19 protein-coding genes are annotated in these 15,684 nt (G+C 77.4%); 15 read left to right on the top strand and 4 right to left on the bottom strand.

The genetic code is table 11. The features are described 5' to 3' along the window. Positions 1–45 precede the first annotated feature (45 nt). The gene (locus tag ACI78U_RS20670; protein ID WP_456877270.1) at positions 46–1,008 is read right to left on the bottom strand and encodes an MIP/aquaporin family protein; all 963 of its coding nucleotides are present in this window, start codon (positions 1,006–1,008) and stop codon (positions 46–48) included. 135 nt (positions 1,009–1,143) lie between these two features. Here ACI78U_RS20670 and ACI78U_RS20665 point away from each other — a divergent pair, with 135 nt between their 5' ends. From ACI78U_RS20665 to ACI78U_RS20655, 3 genes are all read left to right on the top strand, one after another. Beyond that, positions 1,144–1,341, top strand: a complete 198-nt coding sequence (locus ACI78U_RS20665) for a DUF1918 domain-containing protein (RefSeq protein WP_456877269.1) — start codon at positions 1,144–1,146, stop codon at positions 1,339–1,341. 128 nt (positions 1,342–1,469) lie between these two features. After that, positions 1,470–2,066: a hypothetical protein gene (locus ACI78U_RS20660; protein ID WP_456877268.1), complete on the top strand. Its 597-nt coding sequence runs from the start codon at positions 1,470–1,472 to the stop codon at positions 2,064–2,066. A 203-nt stretch (positions 2,067–2,269) separates the two neighbouring features. Continuing rightward, on the top strand, positions 2,270–2,863 hold the full coding sequence (locus ACI78U_RS20655; protein WP_456877267.1) for an AAA family ATPase: 594 nt from the start codon (positions 2,270–2,272) through the stop codon (positions 2,861–2,863). Here the strand turns inward: ACI78U_RS20655 and ACI78U_RS20650 are convergent. Continuing rightward, positions 2,826–3,014, bottom strand: coding sequence for a hypothetical protein (locus tag ACI78U_RS20650; RefSeq protein ID WP_456877266.1), 189 nt, complete (start codon positions 3,012–3,014; stop codon positions 2,826–2,828). The two genes, ACI78U_RS20655 and ACI78U_RS20650, sit on opposite strands and share 38 nt — an antisense overlap. Before the next feature lie 503 nt (positions 3,015–3,517). Between ACI78U_RS20650 and ACI78U_RS20645 the strand changes: the two genes are divergently transcribed. Further along, a complete protein-coding gene (locus tag ACI78U_RS20645) occupies positions 3,518–5,029 on the top strand; it encodes a sensor histidine kinase (RefSeq protein ID WP_456877265.1) in 1,512 nt (503 codons plus the stop codon). A 126-nt stretch (positions 5,030–5,155) separates the two neighbouring features. Here ACI78U_RS20645 and ACI78U_RS20640 read toward each other — a convergent pair whose 3' ends face one another. Further along, positions 5,156–5,365, bottom strand: coding sequence for a hypothetical protein (locus tag ACI78U_RS20640; protein WP_456877264.1), 210 nt, complete (start codon positions 5,363–5,365; stop codon positions 5,156–5,158). Continuing rightward, a complete protein-coding gene (locus ACI78U_RS20635) occupies positions 5,362–5,970 on the bottom strand; it encodes a dienelactone hydrolase family protein (protein WP_456877263.1) in 609 nt (202 codons plus the stop codon). The genes ACI78U_RS20640 and ACI78U_RS20635 overlap by 4 nt, the downstream gene beginning before the upstream one ends. A gap of 62 nt (positions 5,971–6,032) precedes the next feature. Between ACI78U_RS20635 and ACI78U_RS20630 the strand changes: the two genes are divergently transcribed. The 11 genes from ACI78U_RS20630 to ftsR form a co-directional block, all read left to right on the top strand. Further along, positions 6,033–6,728: a helix-turn-helix transcriptional regulator gene (locus ACI78U_RS20630; protein ID WP_456877262.1), complete on the top strand. Its 696-nt coding sequence runs from the start codon at positions 6,033–6,035 to the stop codon at positions 6,726–6,728. Positions 6,729–7,231: 503 nt separating this feature from the next. Next, positions 7,232–7,855, top strand: coding sequence for a zinc metalloprotease (locus tag ACI78U_RS20625; protein WP_456877261.1), 624 nt, complete (start codon positions 7,232–7,234; stop codon positions 7,853–7,855). A gap of 99 nt (positions 7,856–7,954) precedes the next feature. Then, positions 7,955–8,833 carry a PP2C family protein-serine/threonine phosphatase gene (locus ACI78U_RS20620; protein ID WP_456877260.1) on the top strand — a complete coding sequence of 293 codons (879 nt, stop codon included), beginning with the start codon at positions 7,955–7,957 and terminating at the stop codon, positions 8,831–8,833. A gap of 54 nt (positions 8,834–8,887) precedes the next feature. Continuing rightward, on the top strand, positions 8,888–11,026 hold the full coding sequence (locus tag ACI78U_RS20615) for an elongation factor G-like protein EF-G2 (protein WP_456877289.1): 2,139 nt from the start codon (positions 8,888–8,890) through the stop codon (positions 11,024–11,026). Between the two features lie 291 nt (positions 11,027–11,317). Then, on the top strand, positions 11,318–11,959 hold the full coding sequence (locus ACI78U_RS20610; RefSeq protein WP_456877259.1) for a CDP-alcohol phosphatidyltransferase family protein: 642 nt from the start codon (positions 11,318–11,320) through the stop codon (positions 11,957–11,959). Continuing rightward, entirely contained in the window at positions 11,956–12,876 is a 921-nt protein-coding gene (locus ACI78U_RS20605) for a DUF881 domain-containing protein (RefSeq protein WP_456877258.1), read from the top strand. Before ACI78U_RS20610 ends, ACI78U_RS20605 begins: the two co-directional genes overlap by 4 nt. Positions 12,877–12,878: 2 nt before the next feature. Continuing rightward, the gene (locus ACI78U_RS20600; protein WP_387988172.1) at positions 12,879–13,211 is read left to right on the top strand and encodes a small basic family protein; all 333 of its coding nucleotides are present in this window, start codon (positions 12,879–12,881) and stop codon (positions 13,209–13,211) included. Then, positions 13,208–14,092, top strand: a complete 885-nt coding sequence (locus tag ACI78U_RS20595) for a DUF881 domain-containing protein (RefSeq protein WP_456877257.1) — start codon at positions 13,208–13,210, stop codon at positions 14,090–14,092. Before ACI78U_RS20600 ends, ACI78U_RS20595 begins: the two co-directional genes overlap by 4 nt. 53 nt (positions 14,093–14,145) lie before the next feature. Then, entirely contained in the window at positions 14,146–14,550 is a 405-nt protein-coding gene (gene gcvH / locus ACI78U_RS20590) for a glycine cleavage system protein GcvH (protein WP_456877256.1), read from the top strand. A gap of 263 nt (positions 14,551–14,813) precedes the next feature. Then, the gene (odhI, locus tag ACI78U_RS20585) at positions 14,814–15,332 is read left to right on the top strand and encodes an oxoglutarate dehydrogenase inhibitor Odhl (RefSeq protein ID WP_456877255.1); all 519 of its coding nucleotides are present in this window, start codon (positions 14,814–14,816) and stop codon (positions 15,330–15,332) included. A gap of 17 nt (positions 15,333–15,349) precedes the next feature. After that, positions 15,350–15,684: transcriptional regulator FtsR (gene ftsR / locus ACI78U_RS20580; RefSeq protein ID WP_456877254.1), on the top strand; the 335-nt coding region annotated here is incomplete at its 3' end.

Here is a 15,684-nt window from a genome sequence, read left to right as displayed (position 1 = left end):
GCCGGCCTCGACGGTGGACGGGCCGGCTCTCGTGTCGCGGCGGGCTCACCGGCGGGGTGACCGATCGGCCCGCGGCGGGCCGGCGTCGGCACCGTCCCCGGCGGGGGACGCGGTCGCGTCCCGGTCGATCGGGCCGGCCTGCCGGTCCGGGCCCAGCGTCCCCTGGGCGGCGGCCCGCCCACTGCGTCCTCCGCCGGGACCCCGCAGGACGACGGCGATGCCCACGGCGACCAGCGCGCCGCAGGCGGGTCCGAGCAGGTAGGCCCACCACGCCGTCCAGTCCCCGAGGACGAGGGCCGGACCCAGTGACCGGGCCGGGTTCATCGAGGCGCCGCTCACCGGCGAGCCCCACAGCCCGGCCAGCGCGATGTAGCTGCCGACGCCGACCGCGGCGATCGGCCCCAGGTTCTGCGCCCCCGAGGACACGCCGAGGACCGTGCTGACCAGCCCCACGGTGAGGACGATCTCCCACAGCATCGCCGTGGTGGCCGAGATCCCCGGGCCGGGGAGGGTGAGCCCGGCGCTGCCCTGCCGGCCGAGGAGGGCCCACAGCAGCAGGGTCGCGAGGACCGCGCCGAGCACCTGCGCCACGACGTAGGCGGGCACCCGGCGGAACGGGAAGTCCCCGCGCAGCGCGAACGCGATGCTGACAGCCGGGTTCAGGTGGGCTCCGGACACCGTGCCCATGGACAGGATGACGGCCGTGACCACGAGCGCCGGGGCGACGACGAGGGCGCCGTAGGGCACCGCCGAGCCGCCGAAGCGCGCGTCGACCATCCCGCCGCCGACGGCGACGAGCACCAGGAGCAAGGTCCCGAACAGCTCGGCGAACAGCCGCCGGCCCTCGTGGCGGCGGTCCCAGAAGTCGAACTCCTCGATCATCGAGTCGGGCGTGCCCAGGGAGCGCAGCAGTCGACGTTCCGCGGGTGCGGTTCCCCCGGTCATGGCCACCTCCCGGCCGTCGGGCCCGGCGACGACCGTGGCCGCGTCGCCGTCCGCGGTCGCCACCCCGTCGGGACGAGTTCCTCCGCCCGCGGCGGCCACCCCGCCCCCGGCGGGATCGGTGTCCCGGGCCCTTGCCCCGGTGCGGGGGTGGGGAGCAGGCTCGGCGTGACGGCAGGGCCACACCGCTGGGAGGTCGCCGTGGAGGCACGCGTCGGGGACCGGATCGTCGTCCGGTCCACGCACCAGGGAGAGCCGGACCGCACCGGCCGGGTGCTGGAGGTCCGGGGCGAGCACGGGGCGCCGCCCTACGTCGTCCAGTGGGACTCCGACGGGCACACCGGGGTGTTCATCCCCGCGGGGACCTGCTCGGTCGTGCCGGAGCCGGCGGCCGGCTGAGCGCCCGGCCCGCCGGGGCCGGGGTCCACAGTCGCGGCACGGGCGGTTGACAGCGAGGTCACAGGAACGGGCCCGATGCTCGCAGCCGACGGCCGGATCGACCGGCCGCCCGAGCGAGGAGTGTGCCCGTGCGGAAGAAGATCGCGATCGCCACCGCAGCCGGTGCCCTGGCCGTCGGCGGCCTGGCCTTCGCCGTCCCGGCCGTCGCGGACGACGACACGGCCACCCCCGACACGACCACCGACTCGGCCACCCCGGTCGAGGACCGCATCCGCGATGCCCTCTCCGGCCTCGTCGACGACGGGTCGCTCACCCAGGAGCAGGCCGACGAGGTCGCCACCACCCTGGACGACGCCGGGGCCTGGCACGGCGGCTGGGGTGGCTGGCACGGCTGGCACGACGGCTGGGGCGACGGGTCCTCGGTGGTCGCCGAGACCCTCGGCCTGTCCGAGGAGGAGCTGCGCACCGCCCTGGAGGCCGAGGGCGCCACCCTCGCCTCGGTGGCCGAGGCCCAGGGCGTCGCTGTCGAGGACCTCGTCGCCGCGATCGTCGGGGAGGCGGAGGAGCGCATCGCCACCGCCGTCGAGGAGGGCCGCCTCACCCAGGAGCAGGCCGACGAGTGGCGGGCCGACCTGGAGGCGCGGGTCACCGAGTTCGTGCAGTCCGCCGAGGCGGCCGGCCCCTGGTGGGGTGGCCGCGGCGGCTGGTGGCGGGACGGCGACTGAGGAAGGACCCCGCTGCCTCCACCGCTCGCAGGCTCGTGGCGGGCCCCTGCGGCGGGGCCGTTCCAGCGACGGGCTCGCCGCAGGTCGCTGCGGCGGGCCCGGTCCCGCGCGCCGAGGGCGGCCACGTGCGGGACCGGCCCGGTAGCGTCCGCCGCCGATCCGGCCGGTGTGTCCCGCGCCGCCGGGGACAGGAGGAGGCAGCCGTGCCGACCGCGACGATGCCCGTGCCGGGCCCCGTGCCCGACTCCGTGTCCGGCCCCGTGCCCGGAGAGGACGGCGGACGCGGCCTGGTCGTCGTCGGCGGGCTGCCCGGCAGCGGCAAGACGACGATGGTCCGGCGGCTGCTGGGCGACGGGGTCCCCGGCGTGACGTCGGTGGACTCCGAGCAGGTCGCCGCCCGCTGGCGCACCGGCTCCCGCGTGCCCTACCGGGTCGTGCGCCCGCTGGTGCACCTCCAGCACCGGCTGCGGGTGCTGCACGCGCTCGCCGGCCCGGCACCGGTGGTCGTCCTCGCCGACCCGTGGACCAGCCGCTGGTGGCGCCCGGTCGTGCTGGCCACCGCGCGGGGGGCGGGGCGGTGGGTGCGGCTGGTGCTGCTCGACGCGTCACCGGAGGAGGCCGCCGACGGCCAGCGGATCCGCGGCCGCCGCATCCCCGAGGGCCGGATGCGGCGGCACGGGCTGCGCTGGGCCCGGCTGATGCAGGTCGCTCCGGCGGGCCCCGGCGTCGTCGTCGTCGACCGCCCGCGGGCCGCCCGGCTCACCCTCCCCGAGCTGCTGGGCCACCCGGCGGACTGAGCGGGCCGGTCAGCCCCAGCGCCCGCTCCAGCAGCCGGAAGCGGTAGGCGGGCAGCGCCGGGCGGCGGTCGCCGTCGGGGCGGGTCCAGGCGGCGAACCACCGGTTCGGCGGCTCGAGGAACAGGATCAGCAGGAGCCCCGCGTAGGACACGAACGTCGACAGCGCCGTCTGCGCGCCGATGGTGGCCCCGCCTCGGCGAAGCCGACGTCGTCGGAGGACACCCCGGTCCAGCGCTCTCGAAGTCGGCGACGACCTCCGCCGGGCCCTCGCCGCCGTCGCTCACGGCGTCGAGCAGCTCCCGGTGGTGCCGGGCGTGGACGGCCACCCCGCCGGCCGCGGTCACCAGCGTCGCCGGGAGCACGAACCGCCACAGCGTGGTCAGCAGGTGCGCATCGGGTGCGGTGGGGCGCGCCCAGGCGGTGGGGAACGGCGTCGGGACGCCGACGGTCAGCAGGGTCAGTCCCACGTTGGCCGGCGAGTACGGGAAGCCCAGCCCGAGCATGGTGACCGCGACGGGTCCCGCCCCGGGTGGTGCTCCGCACCCGTCGAGCCTGACACCGGGGCCCGGGCGGGGCACGGCGCAGCACCCGGCCCCCAGCCGACTCCCGACCGGCATCCAGGCGACGTGCAGGTCCGCCGCGCACGGTGGGCGCATGAGCTCGCGCGCCCGGCGGTGGTCCCTGCGCACCCGGCTGCTGTGCGCCTTCCTCGTGCCGCTCACCGTCGTGCTCGCCGTCGTGGGCACCGCGGCCGCCACCGCCGTCCGCGGGGAGCTGCTCGGGCAGGTGGACGACCGGCTCGCGGCCGCGGTCGCCCGCTCGGAGCAGGCCGACGAGGGTCCTGCCTGGCCCGGTGGCTGGCCCGGCTGGGACGGCTGGGCCGACGAGGGGCCGGACTTCCTGGTGGTGCCCGGGCAGGGCGACGGCACGCTCGGCGCCCGGGTCGAGGACGGCACCGTCACCGAGGCCGCCGTCATCGGCCGGGAGGGCGACGGGGAGGCGCTGACCGCCGCCGAGGCCGCCGACCTCGCCCGCGTGGACGCCGACGGCGAGCCGCGGACGGTCGACCTCGGCGGGCTGGGCTCCTACCGCGTGGTCGCGACCGCGGCCGGCGACGGCGAGGTGCTCGTCACCGGCCTGCCGCTGGACTCGGTGCGGGCGGCCCTGCTGCGGCTGGTCGTCGTCGAGGTCGCCGTCGGGCTGCTCGGGCTGCTGGCCGCCGGGCTCGTCGGCTCGGCGGTGATCGGGCGGACGCTGCGCCCGCTGCACCGGGTGGCGGCCACCGCGGGCCGAGTCGCGGAGCTGCCGCTGTCCAGCGGGGAGGTGCGGCTGGCCGACCGGGTGCCGGCCGCCGACACCGACCCGCGCACCGAGGTCGGCCGGGTCGGTGCCGCGCTCAACCGGCTGCTGGACTCGGTGGAGTCGGGCATCGCCGCCCGCCAGGCGTCGGAGACCCGGCTGCGCCGCTTCGTCGCCGACGCCAGCCACGAGCTGCGCACCCCGGTCACCTCCATCCGCGGCTACACCGAGCTGGTCCGCCGCCGCGGGGGGCTGCCCGAGGAGGCCGGCGCCTCGCTGCGCCGGGTGGAGGCCGAGGCGGTGCGGATGTCCGGGCTGGTCGACGACCTGCTGCTGCTCGCCCGCCTCGACGCCGGCCGCGAGCTCGACGGCGGCGACGTCGACCTGACCGGGCTGGTCCTCGACGTCGTCAGCGACGCGCACGCCGCCGGCCCCGCGCACCGCTGGCGGGTCGACCTGCCCCCGGCCGCGGTGCTGGTGCGCGGCGACGCGGCCCGGCTGCACCAGGTGCTGGCCAACCTGCTGGCCAACGTCCGCACCCACACCCCGCCCGGCACGACGGCGACCACGCGGCTGCGCGCCGAGGACGGGCAGGCGGTCCTCGAGGTGGTCGACGACGGCCCCGGTATCCCCGCGGACCTGCAGGGCGGGGTGTTCGAGCGGTTCGCCCGCGGGGACTCCTCGCGGTCGCGGGCCAACGGCAGCACCGGCCTGGGCCTGGCGATCGTGGCAGCCGTCGTCGCGGGGCACGGGGGGACGGTCGCCGTCGACAGCGTGCCGGGCCGGACGGTCTTCACCGTGCGGCTGCCCGGCGCCACCGTCGCCGAGCCCGACGCCGACGAGGAGGCCGCGGCCCTCCCCGCGTGAGGAGGCGGCCGGGCTGCCGGTCGGTGATCAGGTGACCTGATCGTGCGGCGTCCTCCCTCACGGCCGGCGGTGAGGGAGGACGCCGCAGGGTGAGGGAGGACGCCGCACGATGGGCAGGACGGCGGCTCAGGCGGGCGCGAGGTGGCGGCACTCGGGGCAGACGTCGTCGGCGCCGAGGCCGCGGCGCCCGTTCCAGGCCCCCTGCACCACGGCCACCGGCGTGCCGCAGACCGCCACCCAGGGCGGGGGCCCGTCGGCGGCCTCCCGCGGCACCGCGTGCGCCCGGCTGCTCTCCTGGTCCCGGCCGGCCGCGTGCCCGCCCGCTGCGCTCGTCACCGGGCCAGTGTGGTCTCCGCGTCGGCCGGGAGGCGGCCCAGGAACGCCAGGGCCCGCTGCCAGAGCAGCTCGCTCGCCGCCGGGTCGTACTCGGCGGGCAGGCTCGGATCGGTGAACAGGTGCCCGGCCCCCGGGTAGTCGAACGTCTCGACCCGGCCGCCGGCGCGGGCGGCGTCCGCCGAGACGGCGTCGATCCACTCCTGGCGGCGGAACGGGTCGTCCGCGGCGTAGTGGATCTGCACCGGCAGGCCCGCCGGCCAGGCCGTCACCCCCAACATCCCGAGTGGTAGGGCGCCGGAGAACAGCAGGAGCCCGGCGCAGCGGCGGCGGGTGGCCACGTACTCGGCCATGCCCGCGCCGTTGGAGAAGCCGGCGGCGACGAAGCCGTCGGCCAGCCCGGCGACGCCGTCCAGCGCGGCCTGCATGAGCGCCGGGAAGCCGACCCGCTCGGTGTGGGCGCTGCCCGTGGCGTAGTCGTCGAAGACCAGCCCGTCGTACTGGTCGACCACGGTCACCCGGTGGCCGGCCGCCCGCAGGCGGTCGGCGGCGTCGACGACCCCGGGACGCACGCCGAGGGCCGAGTGGAAGAGCGCGATCTCTGTCATGGGGAGACCCTGCGGCACCGTCGGTGACACCGTCCTGTCACCGTTCCTGCGACGATCTCCCGGTGAACCGCACCGACCGGTTGCACGCGCTCACCGAGGAGCTGCGCCGGGCCGGACGCCGCGGACGGACGGCGGCGGAGCTCGCCGGCTGGCTGGAGGTGTCGACCCGGACGGTCAAGCGCGACGTCTCCGCGCTGCAGCAGGCCGGTGTCCCCATCTGGGCCACGGCCGGCCCGGGCGGGGGGTACGTGCTGGACGCGGCGGCCACCCTGCCCCCGGTCAACTTCACCCCCGCGCAGGCGGTGGCGGTGGCCGTGGCGCTGGCCGGCGCGCCGGACGCACCGTTCGCCGTCGACGGCCGCGCCGCGCTCGCGAAGGTGCTCGACGTGCTGGGGCCGGCGGCCCGCGCCGAGGCCGACCGGCTCGCCGGACGCGTGTGGGTCCGCGGCCCGACCGGCCGCCCGGACGCCGCCGCGGTGGTGGAGCAGGCGCTGGCGCAGCGCCGCGTGGTGGCCCTCCGCTACCGCGACCGGCACGGCGCCGAGACCCGCCGGCGGGTCGAGCCCCACCTGCTCGCGCGCACCGGCGACCACTGGTACCTCATCGCCTGGTGCCGCGACCGGGACGCTCCCCGCTGGTTCCGCTGGGACCGCATCGCCGGCGCCGCGCTGACGACCGAACCGGCGCCGGCCCGGGACCCGAGCCTGTACGGCACCCCGCCCCGGGACGCCCGCGCCGTCCGGCAGCACCCCCGCTGACCGGCCCGGCACGTCGCCGCGCCGGGCCATCGAGTGATCTGCGACGCGCCCGGCGAGACTGCCCGGTACCGGTGTGTGCTTGGTTCCGCCCACCTCCGGCGCCGCCGGACCCGGCGGGCCGGTCCGTCCGACCCCAGCGGAGGCATGCACGACCCGGTTGCGCCGGAGCGCCCTCACCCTCGGCGCCGCGGCGGCGCTCGCCCTGACGACCGCCCCGGCGGCCGGCACGGTCGACGTCGCCGCCCCGTCCGCGAGCGCCGCCCCGGAGGTGTGCGCCGACGTGCACCGACCACGTCGGCCACGGGACGGAGGAGGCCCGGATCCGTCCCGGCGCCACGCGCGCCGAGCCCAACGCCGTCTCCACCGCCCAGGCCGCGGCCCTGGGCAACCCCGAGAGCCGCCCGGTACTGGAGGCCGGCTCGGTCACCGTCCCGACGGTCTTCCACGTCATCAGCGCCGAGCCCGTCGACCAGGCCCGCTTCGACGCGCTGATCGCCGACCAGATGCGGGTCCTCAACGACGCCTACGCCGGCCAGGGGGAGGCGTCCGGCTCGCCCGAGACGCCGTTCGTCTTCACCTACGACCCCGAGGCCACGACCTACAGGGTGGACGCCGAGTGGGCGAGCCTGGTGCCGGGCAGCAAGGAGGAGCGGGCCGCCAAGAGCGAGCTGCGCGTGGGCGGCGCGGAGACGCTCAACGTCTACGTCGCCTCCATCGGCGGCGGGCTGCTCGGCTACGCGACCTTCACGCAGAAGGCCAAGGGCGGGCAGCTGTGGGCCGACGGCGTGGTGATCCTCGACGAGTCGATGCCGGGCGGCACCGCCGAGCCGTACGACCAGGGCGACACCCTCACCCACGAGGTCGGCCACTGGCTGGGGCTGTTCCACACCTTCCAGGGCGGCTGCAGCGGCCCCGGTGACTACGTGACCGACACCCCGGCCGAGGCCCTGCCCGCCTTCGAGTGCGAGGCCGACGCCGGCCGCGACAGCTGCCCGCGCGACCCGGGGACCGACCCGATCACCTATTTCATGGACTACACCGAGGACTTCTGCATGAACACCTTCTCGGCCGGTCAGGTGGCCCGGATGAGCAACGCCTGGGAGGCCTACCGGGCCCCGGGCGTCTGACGTCCCGACGCAGCGGCGCGCGCCACCCGGGGGAGGGTCTCCCGGGTGGCGCGCGCCGTTCGCGTCCGCCGGGGCGCCCGGTGGGCCACAGTGGGCGCCGTGACCGCGCCCTCCGTCCCGCTGCCGTGGTTCCCGGCGGCGGAGGCGCCGGGCGGCCGGCCCGGACCGCCCCGCACCGGCGGGCCGCCGGCGGGCCTCGTCCTCGACCCGGCCGCGGTCTCCCTCGCCGGCCCGCGCGGGGCTGTGCAGGACGCCGGGTACGCCGGGCCCACGGCGCTCGTCGTCGCCGACGGCGTGGGCGGCGGGGCCGGCGGCGCCACCGCGGCGCGGCTCGCGGTCGCCGAGGTGAGCAGGCGCGCCACCCGGGCGCGCGCCACCGGGGACGACGCCCTGCCCGACGCCGGCCTCACCGCCGCGGTCGCCGCCGCCGACGCCGCCGTCCGCGCGGCCGCGGCCGCCGACCCCGCGCTCACCGGCATGGCCACCACCTGCGTCGCGGCCGTGCTCACGGGCGACGGCCGCGTCGTCGTCGCCTCCGTCGGCGACAGCCGCGCCCACGTCCTGCGCGCCGGCGTCCTCACCCGGCTGACGACCGACCACACCCTCGTGGCGGCCCTCGTCGCCTCAGGGGAGCTGACCGCCGAGCAGGCTGCCGCCTCGCCGATGCGGTCGGTCCTGCTGAGGGCCCTGGGCGGCGCGCAGGACCCCGGGGCCGCCGACCTGCTCGCCGTCCGCGCCGAGCTCGGCGACCGCCTGCTGCTGTGCTCCGACGGCCTGTCGGGCGTCGTCCCGCCGGACACGCTGCGGCGGGTGCTGGCCACCGAGCGCCGTCCCGCCGCCGCCGCGTCCCGGCTCGTGCTCGCCGCGCTGGCCGCGGGCAGCCGCGACGACGTCACCGTCGCCGTCGCCGACGTGACCCCCGACGGCTGGGCGGGCAGCACCGCGCCGCTGCTCGTCGGGGCGGCCGCCATCGACTGAGCGCGGGGGCTTGCCGGGCGGCGGGCACGCGGGCAGGGTTGTGAGGCAGACCACATCCCTGACGACCCCGGGAGGTCCCCGTGCCCGAACCCACCCAGGACGGCCACCGGGCAGGAGCCCGCCGTGGGTAAGGAGGTCACCCCGGCGCCCGCCCCCCGCGAGGCCGCCCGGGTGCGCAACGTGGCGCTGGTCGGCCGCTCCGGCGCCGGCAAGACGACCCTCGCCGAGGCCCTGCTGGCCGCCACCGGCGCGATCCCGCGCGCCGGCCGCATCGAGGACGGCACCACCTGCCTCGACGGCGACGAGGTCGAGGTCCGCCAGCAGCGCTCGGTCACCCTCGGGGTGGCCACCGTCGAGCACGAGGGCACCCGGATCACCCTGCTCGACACCCCCGGCAGTCCCGACTTCGTCGGTGAGCTGCGCGCCGGACTGCGCGCCGCCGACGCCGCGCTGTTCGTCGTCTCGGCGGTCGGCGGCGTCGACGCGGCCACCGTGCAGCTGTGGGAGGAGTGCGCCGCGGTCGGCATGCCGCGCGCGGTCGTCGTCACCCAGCTCGACCGGCCGCGGGCCGACGTCGAGGAGACCGTCCGGCTGTGCCAGACGGTGCTCGGCGCCGGCGTCTACCCGGTCCACCTCGTCGACCGCGGCCCGGACGGCGCGGTGCAGGGGGTGGTCAACCTGCTCGAGCCCGGCGCGCAGGCCCCCGACGCCGACCGGCTCCGCAGCGAGCTGATCGAGGGGATCATCGGCGAGAGCGAGGACGAGGCGCTGATGGAGCGCTACCTGGCCGGCGACGAGCTGGTCCAGGGAGACCTGATGAGCGACCTGGAGACCGCGGTCGCCCGCGGCCACTTCCACCCCGTGCTCTGCGCCGCCCCGCTGCAGGACATCGGCCTCGACGCGCTGCTCTACCTGGTCGTCAACGGCTTCCCGTGCCCGATGGAGCACGGCTGCCCGCCGGTGTCCCGCCCCGACGGCTCGAAGGCCCCGCCGCTGTCCTGCGACCCCGACGGGCCGCTGGTCGCCGAGGTCGTCAAGACCACCACCGACCCCTACCTGGGCCGGGTGTCCCTGCTGCGGGTGTTCTCCGGCACCCTCACCCCGGACACCGCCGTGCACGTCTCCGGGCACGGCGGCGCCGACCGCGGTCACCCCGACCACGACGTCGACGAGCGGGTCGGCGCCATCTCCTCCCCGCTGGGGTCGGCGCTGCGCCCGGTCGCGGCCTGCCCGGCCGGCGACGTCTGCGCGGTGACCCGGCTGGCCTCCGCCGAGACGGGGGACACGCTGTCCTCGCCCGGCGACCCGCGGCTCGTCCCGCCCTGGGACCTGCCGGTGCCCCAGCACCCGGTCGCCGTCGAGGCCGCCTCCCGCGCCGACGAGGACCGGCTCGGCCCGGCGCTGGCCCGGCTGGCCGCCGAGGACCCGACCCTGCGCGTCGAGCGCTCCCGCGACACCGGCCAGCTGCTGCTGTGGTGCGTGGGGGAGGCGCACGGCGAGGTGCTGCTCGAGCGGTTGCGCACCCGCCACGGCGTCGCGGTGACCACCGTGCCGGTGCGGGTGCCGATGGTGGAGACCCTGGCCGGGCCGGCGAAGGCCACCGGCCGGCTGGTCAAGCAGTCCGGCGGGCACGGGCAGTACGCCGTCGTCGTCGTGGAGGCCGAGCCCGGGCCGCCCGGGTCGGGCATCACCTTCGAGCAGCGGGTCGTCGGCGGGGCGGTGCCCAGCCAGTACCACGGCAGCGTGGAGAAGGGCATCCGCGCGCAGGCGGCCAAGGGGGTGCACGACGACCGGCCGCTGGTCGACGTCGCGTTCGTGCTCGTCGACGGCAAGGCGCACTCGGTGGACTCCTCCGACGCCGCCTTCCAGTCCGCCGGCGCGCTGGCCGTGCGGGAGCTGGCCGCCGCGGCGGGCACCAAGGTCCTGGAGCCGTGGTGCGAGGTCGACGTGGTCGTCCCCGGCGAGCACGTCGGCGCGGTGATGAGCGACCTGTCCTCCCGCCGCGCCCGGGTCACCGGCAGTGACGCCGACCCCGAGCGCGACCGCACGACCGTCCGCGCCGAGGTGCCCGAGATCGAGCTGCTCGGCTACGCCGGGGCGCTGCGCTCGGTCAGCCACGGCACCGGCTCGTTCAGCCGCCGGCCGTTGGGTCACGAGCCGGCGCCCGCGTCGCTGGTCGCCGTCCCGGCCTAGCGTCCGGCCGGGAGCGGCTCCGCGTCAGGGCTCGCCGCGAGGCGGCGAGCGGAGAGGACGGTGACGTGCTGGAGCGGCCCCGCTGCAGGGGCCCGCCACGAGCGTGCGAGTGGCGGGGGGCGGGTGACGTGCTGGAACGGCCCCGCTGCAGGGGCCCGCCACGAGCGTGCGAGTGGCGGGGGGCAGCGGGGTCCTTCGACTAGCCTCGGGCTCGGTGTGCACCGGGGTGGAGGAGCAGTGACGTCGTCGCAGGGGCCGTCGGCCGCCGTCCCGGCGTCGGCGGGTCCGCCCGTGCCGGAGACACCCCCGGTGGCCGACCGCAACGAGCTGCCCGACCGGGTGTGGACCCTGCCCAACGTCCTGTCGGTGCTGCGACTGCTCGGCGTGCCGCTGTTCCTGTACCTGCTGCTGGGCCCGGAGGCCGACGGGTGGGCCGTCGTCGTGCTCATGGTCTCCGGCGTCACCGACTGGGCCGACGGCAAGCTCGCCCGCCTGCTGGGCCAGTCCAGCCGCCTGGGGGCGCTGCTCGACCCCGCCGCCGACCGGCTCTACATCGTCGCCACGCTGGTGGCCTTCGTCCTGCGCGACGTCGTCCCGCTGTGGGTGGTCGCGGTGCTGGTCGGCCGCGAGGTCGTGCTCGGCGTCATGCTCCTGGTGCTGCGCCGTCACGGCTACCCACCGCTGCAGGTGCACTACCTGGGCAAGGCGGCCACCTTCATCCTGCTCTACGCCTTCCCGCTGCTGCTGCTGGCCGACGGCGGCGGCGCCTGGGCGTGGGTGCAGCCGGTCGCGTGGGCGCTGACCATCTGGGGCGGCGTCCTCTACGTGCTCGCCGGGGTGTTCTACGTCGTGCAGGTGCTCGGGCTGGTGCGCGCCGACCGGGCCGGCCCGGTCCCGGCCGCGGCGGGCGCGGAGGCCCGTCCCGCGCCGTGACCGTCGCCCGGCGCGGCGGCGGCCCGCGCTCGATGGGCGCCTCGCTGCTCGACCAGGTGCTGGCCGAGACCCTCGATCCGGCCTACGCCCGCGCCGCGCAGGCCCGCCGGGAGCGGGAGGCCGCCGGGGAGCCCGCCGGCCCGGCCCGGCGCCGCCGCGCGGGCGCCCTCGCCGTCGCCGTCACCATGGCCGGCGCCGGCCTGCTGGCGGCGGTCACCTACGACCAGGCCGCGTCCGGCGCCGAGGGCCGCGAGCAGGTCCGCGCCGAGCTGGTGGAGGACATCGAGGCGCAGTCGGCCACCACCGCCGACCTGACCGCCGAGCTCGAGCAGCTGCGCGACCGGGTCACCGACGCGCGGGCGGACGCGCTGGCCGCCAGCGCCGTCGGACAGCGCGCCATCGACGACCTCGACGCCGCCGAGCTGGCCGCCGGGCTGGTGGCCGTCAACGGCCCGGGGCTGGTGGTCACCCTCGCCAACGCCGAGCCCGACGCCGACGCCGACCCCGTGGGCGGCTCGGCGGAGGGGGACGCCCGTGGCCGCGTGCAGGACGGCGACCTGCAGCTGGTGGTCAACGCGCTGTGGGCCTCCGGTGCCGAGGCGGTCAGCATCAACGGCCAGCGGCTGGGCCCGACCACCGCGATCCGCTTCGCCGGGGAGGCGGTCCTCGTCGACTTCCGCCCGGTGACCAACCCCTACCTCGTCAGCGCGATCGGCGACCCGGACGACCTCCGGGCGCGGTTCCTGGCCAGCCCCGAGGTCGGCGCGCTCGCCGCCATCTCCGAGGTCTACGGCCTGCGCTTCGAGTTCGCCCAGGAGGACGAGCTGTCCGTGCCCGCCGGGGGGACCCCCGAACTGCGATCCGCCACGCCCGCCACCGGCGAACCGGCCGGGGCACCCGGCGGGACGGGGGACTGACCGTGATCCCCGTCATCGGCCTGGCCGTCGGCATCGCGCTCGGCCTCGTCCTCGACCCCACCGTGCCGCTGTGGCTGCAGCCCTACCTGCCGATCGCGGTGGTCGCCGCCCTCGACGCGGTGTTCGGTGGTGCCCGCGCCCGCCTCGACGGGATCTTCGACGCCAAGGTGTTCGTCATCTCGTTCGTGTCGAACGTGGTCGTCGCCGGGCTGATCGTCTTCCTCGGCGACCAGCTCGGGGTGGGCGCGCAGCTGTCCACGGCCGTGGTCGTCGTGCTCGGCATCCGCATCTTCGGCAACGCCGCGGCCATCCGCCGGCACCTGTTCCGGGCATGAGCGACACCCCGCGTCCGGACGACGCGCCCGACGTCCCCGACTCTCCCGACGTGCCGGACACCCCGGACGCCGTCGGCACCCCGGAGGTCCCGGACGGTCCTGCCGAAGGGCCCGCCGAGGAGCCCCCCGCGGAGGACCCCGGGCCCGCCGGTACCACGCCGGCCGGCCCGCCTGCCGACGGTGGCCGGCCCCGGCGGCGCCAGTCGCTGGTCGCGGCCTCGCTGATCGCCGTGCTGACCGTCCTGCTCGGGTTCGCGATCGCCGTCCAGGTGCGCAGCACCGGCACCGGCGAGGCCCTCGCCGGCGCCCGGGAGGAGGAGCTGGTCGCCATCCTCGACGAGCTCGACGGCCAGGAGGAGCGGCTGCGGGCGCAGATCGCCGACCAGCGCGGCGCGCTGCGCGACCTGTCCGACACCGACAGCCGCTCGGCCGCCGCGCTCGAGGACGCCCGCTCCCGCGCCGAGGCGCTCGCCGTCCTCAACGGCACCGTCGCCGCCGAGGGTCCGGGCCTGGTGGTCACCGTCCGCGACCCGGAGGGCCGGGTGCGGGTGGCCGACCTGCTCGACGCCATCCAGGAGCTGCGCGGCGCCGGCGCGGAGACGATGCAGATCGACGGCGTCCGGGTGGGCGTCTCCACCGCCGTCACCGGCAGCCCGGGCGACCTGCGCGTCGACGGCCGGCCGGTGAGCGCGCCCTACGAGATCGTGGTCATCGGCTCCGCGGCCGACCTGCGGACGGCGATGAGCATCCCCGGCGGCGTGGTCGACCGGGTCGGCCGGCAGGGCGGCAGCGTGGACATCGAGCAGCGCGACCGGGTCGTCGTCGACGCGTTGCGGCCCCTCGACGAGCCTCAATACGCTCAGCCCGACCCCGGCGACTGACCCGCGGCCCCGCGGCGCCGGTACCACCCCATCCCGATCGGAGACGACGCCGCATGACCACGCCCGACGACCGCCGCTACACCGACCAGCACGAGTGGGCGCTGGTGCAGGGGAGCGGAGGTGCGGGGACCGTCGTCCGGGTCGGCATCACCGACCACGCGCAGGACGCCCTGGGCGACATCGTGTTCGTCCAGCTGCCCGCGGTGGGGGAGGAGGTGGGCCCCGGCAACCCCATCGGGGAGGTGGAGTCGACCAAGTCGGTCTCCGACGTCTACTCCCCGGTGGAGGGCACCGTCTCGGCGGTCAACGAGGCCCTCACCGACGCGCCCGAGACCGTGAACGCCGACCCCTACGGGGAGGGCTGGCTGGTCGAGATCACCGTGCCCGGGGACGGCGGCGACCCCACCGCCGACCTGCTCGACGCGGCCGCCTACCAGGCGCTGGTGGACGCGTCCTGACCGCCCCCACCGCCCTCGGCCGCCCCGGGACGATCACTAGACTGCCCCGCGGGATCCGGCCCTGGCCGGGCCCGTGGGACAGGTGTGGCGTCGCCCCCGACGCCCGGTTGACCCTCGACACGACCGCTGGTTCCATGACCAACGGCCCGCCGTGCGCCGCACGGCAGCCGACCACGACGGCACCGACCGGGCCGTCGTCCGCCGGCCGCCCGCGGCAGCCACTCGCGTCGCGGCGGTGCCCCCTGCACCGGAGGAGAACAGACGTGCACTGCACTCGTTGTGGCCACGACAACCCCGAGGGCAGTCGCTTCTGTGCGCAGTGCGGCGCCGCCCTCTCCCAGGAGCGCGTCGGCGAGTCGACCAGCGTGATCCCGAAGGTCGGCGGCGAGGACACCGGCGACGTCCCCGAGGTCGTGGAGCCCGGCGCCGACGCCCACGCCGGGGCCGTGGAGTCCCTGCCCGCCGGGTCGGCGCTGCTGGTGGTCAAGCGCGGCCCGAACGCCGGCAGCCGGTTCCTGCTCGACCAGGACGTCACCACCGCCGGCCGCCACCCCGACAGCGACATCTTCCTCGACGACGTGACCGTCAGCCGCCGGCACGTGGAGTTCCACCGCGAGGGCGGCGGCTTCTCGGTGCACGACGTCGGCAGCCTGAACGGCACCTACGTCAACCGCGAGCCGGTCGACGTCGCCACCCTCGCCGGCGGTGACGAGGTGCAGATCGGCAAGTTCCGCCTCGTCTACCTGACCGGCCCGCGCACCGGCGAGCCCTCCGCCCGCTGACGTGGTGCGCTGATCCGGTGTCCGGAGCGCCCGCCGGCGCGTCCGGGGACGGCGCCGCGGACGCGCGGACCCCGCGCCTGACGATCGGGGCGGTGCTCACCGCCCTGCGCGACGACTTCCCCGACGTGACCATCAGCAAGATCAGGTTCCTCGAGAGCGAGGGGCTGGTCTCCCCGCAGCGGACACCCTCGGGGTACCGGAAGTTCTCCCGGGCCGACGTCGACCGGCTGCGCTACGTGCTCACCGCGCAGCGGGACCACTACCTGCCGCTGCGGGTGATCAAGGAGCACCTCGACGCGCTGGATCGGGGGCAGCCGGTGCCCGGCGCGGGTGGGGCCGCGGACCCACCCGC

The organism is Geodermatophilus sp. SYSU D00710, assembly GCF_054050195.1.
Note: the sequence above shows the minus strand (reverse complement) of the source record. Positions and strands in the feature narration are given on the sequence as shown.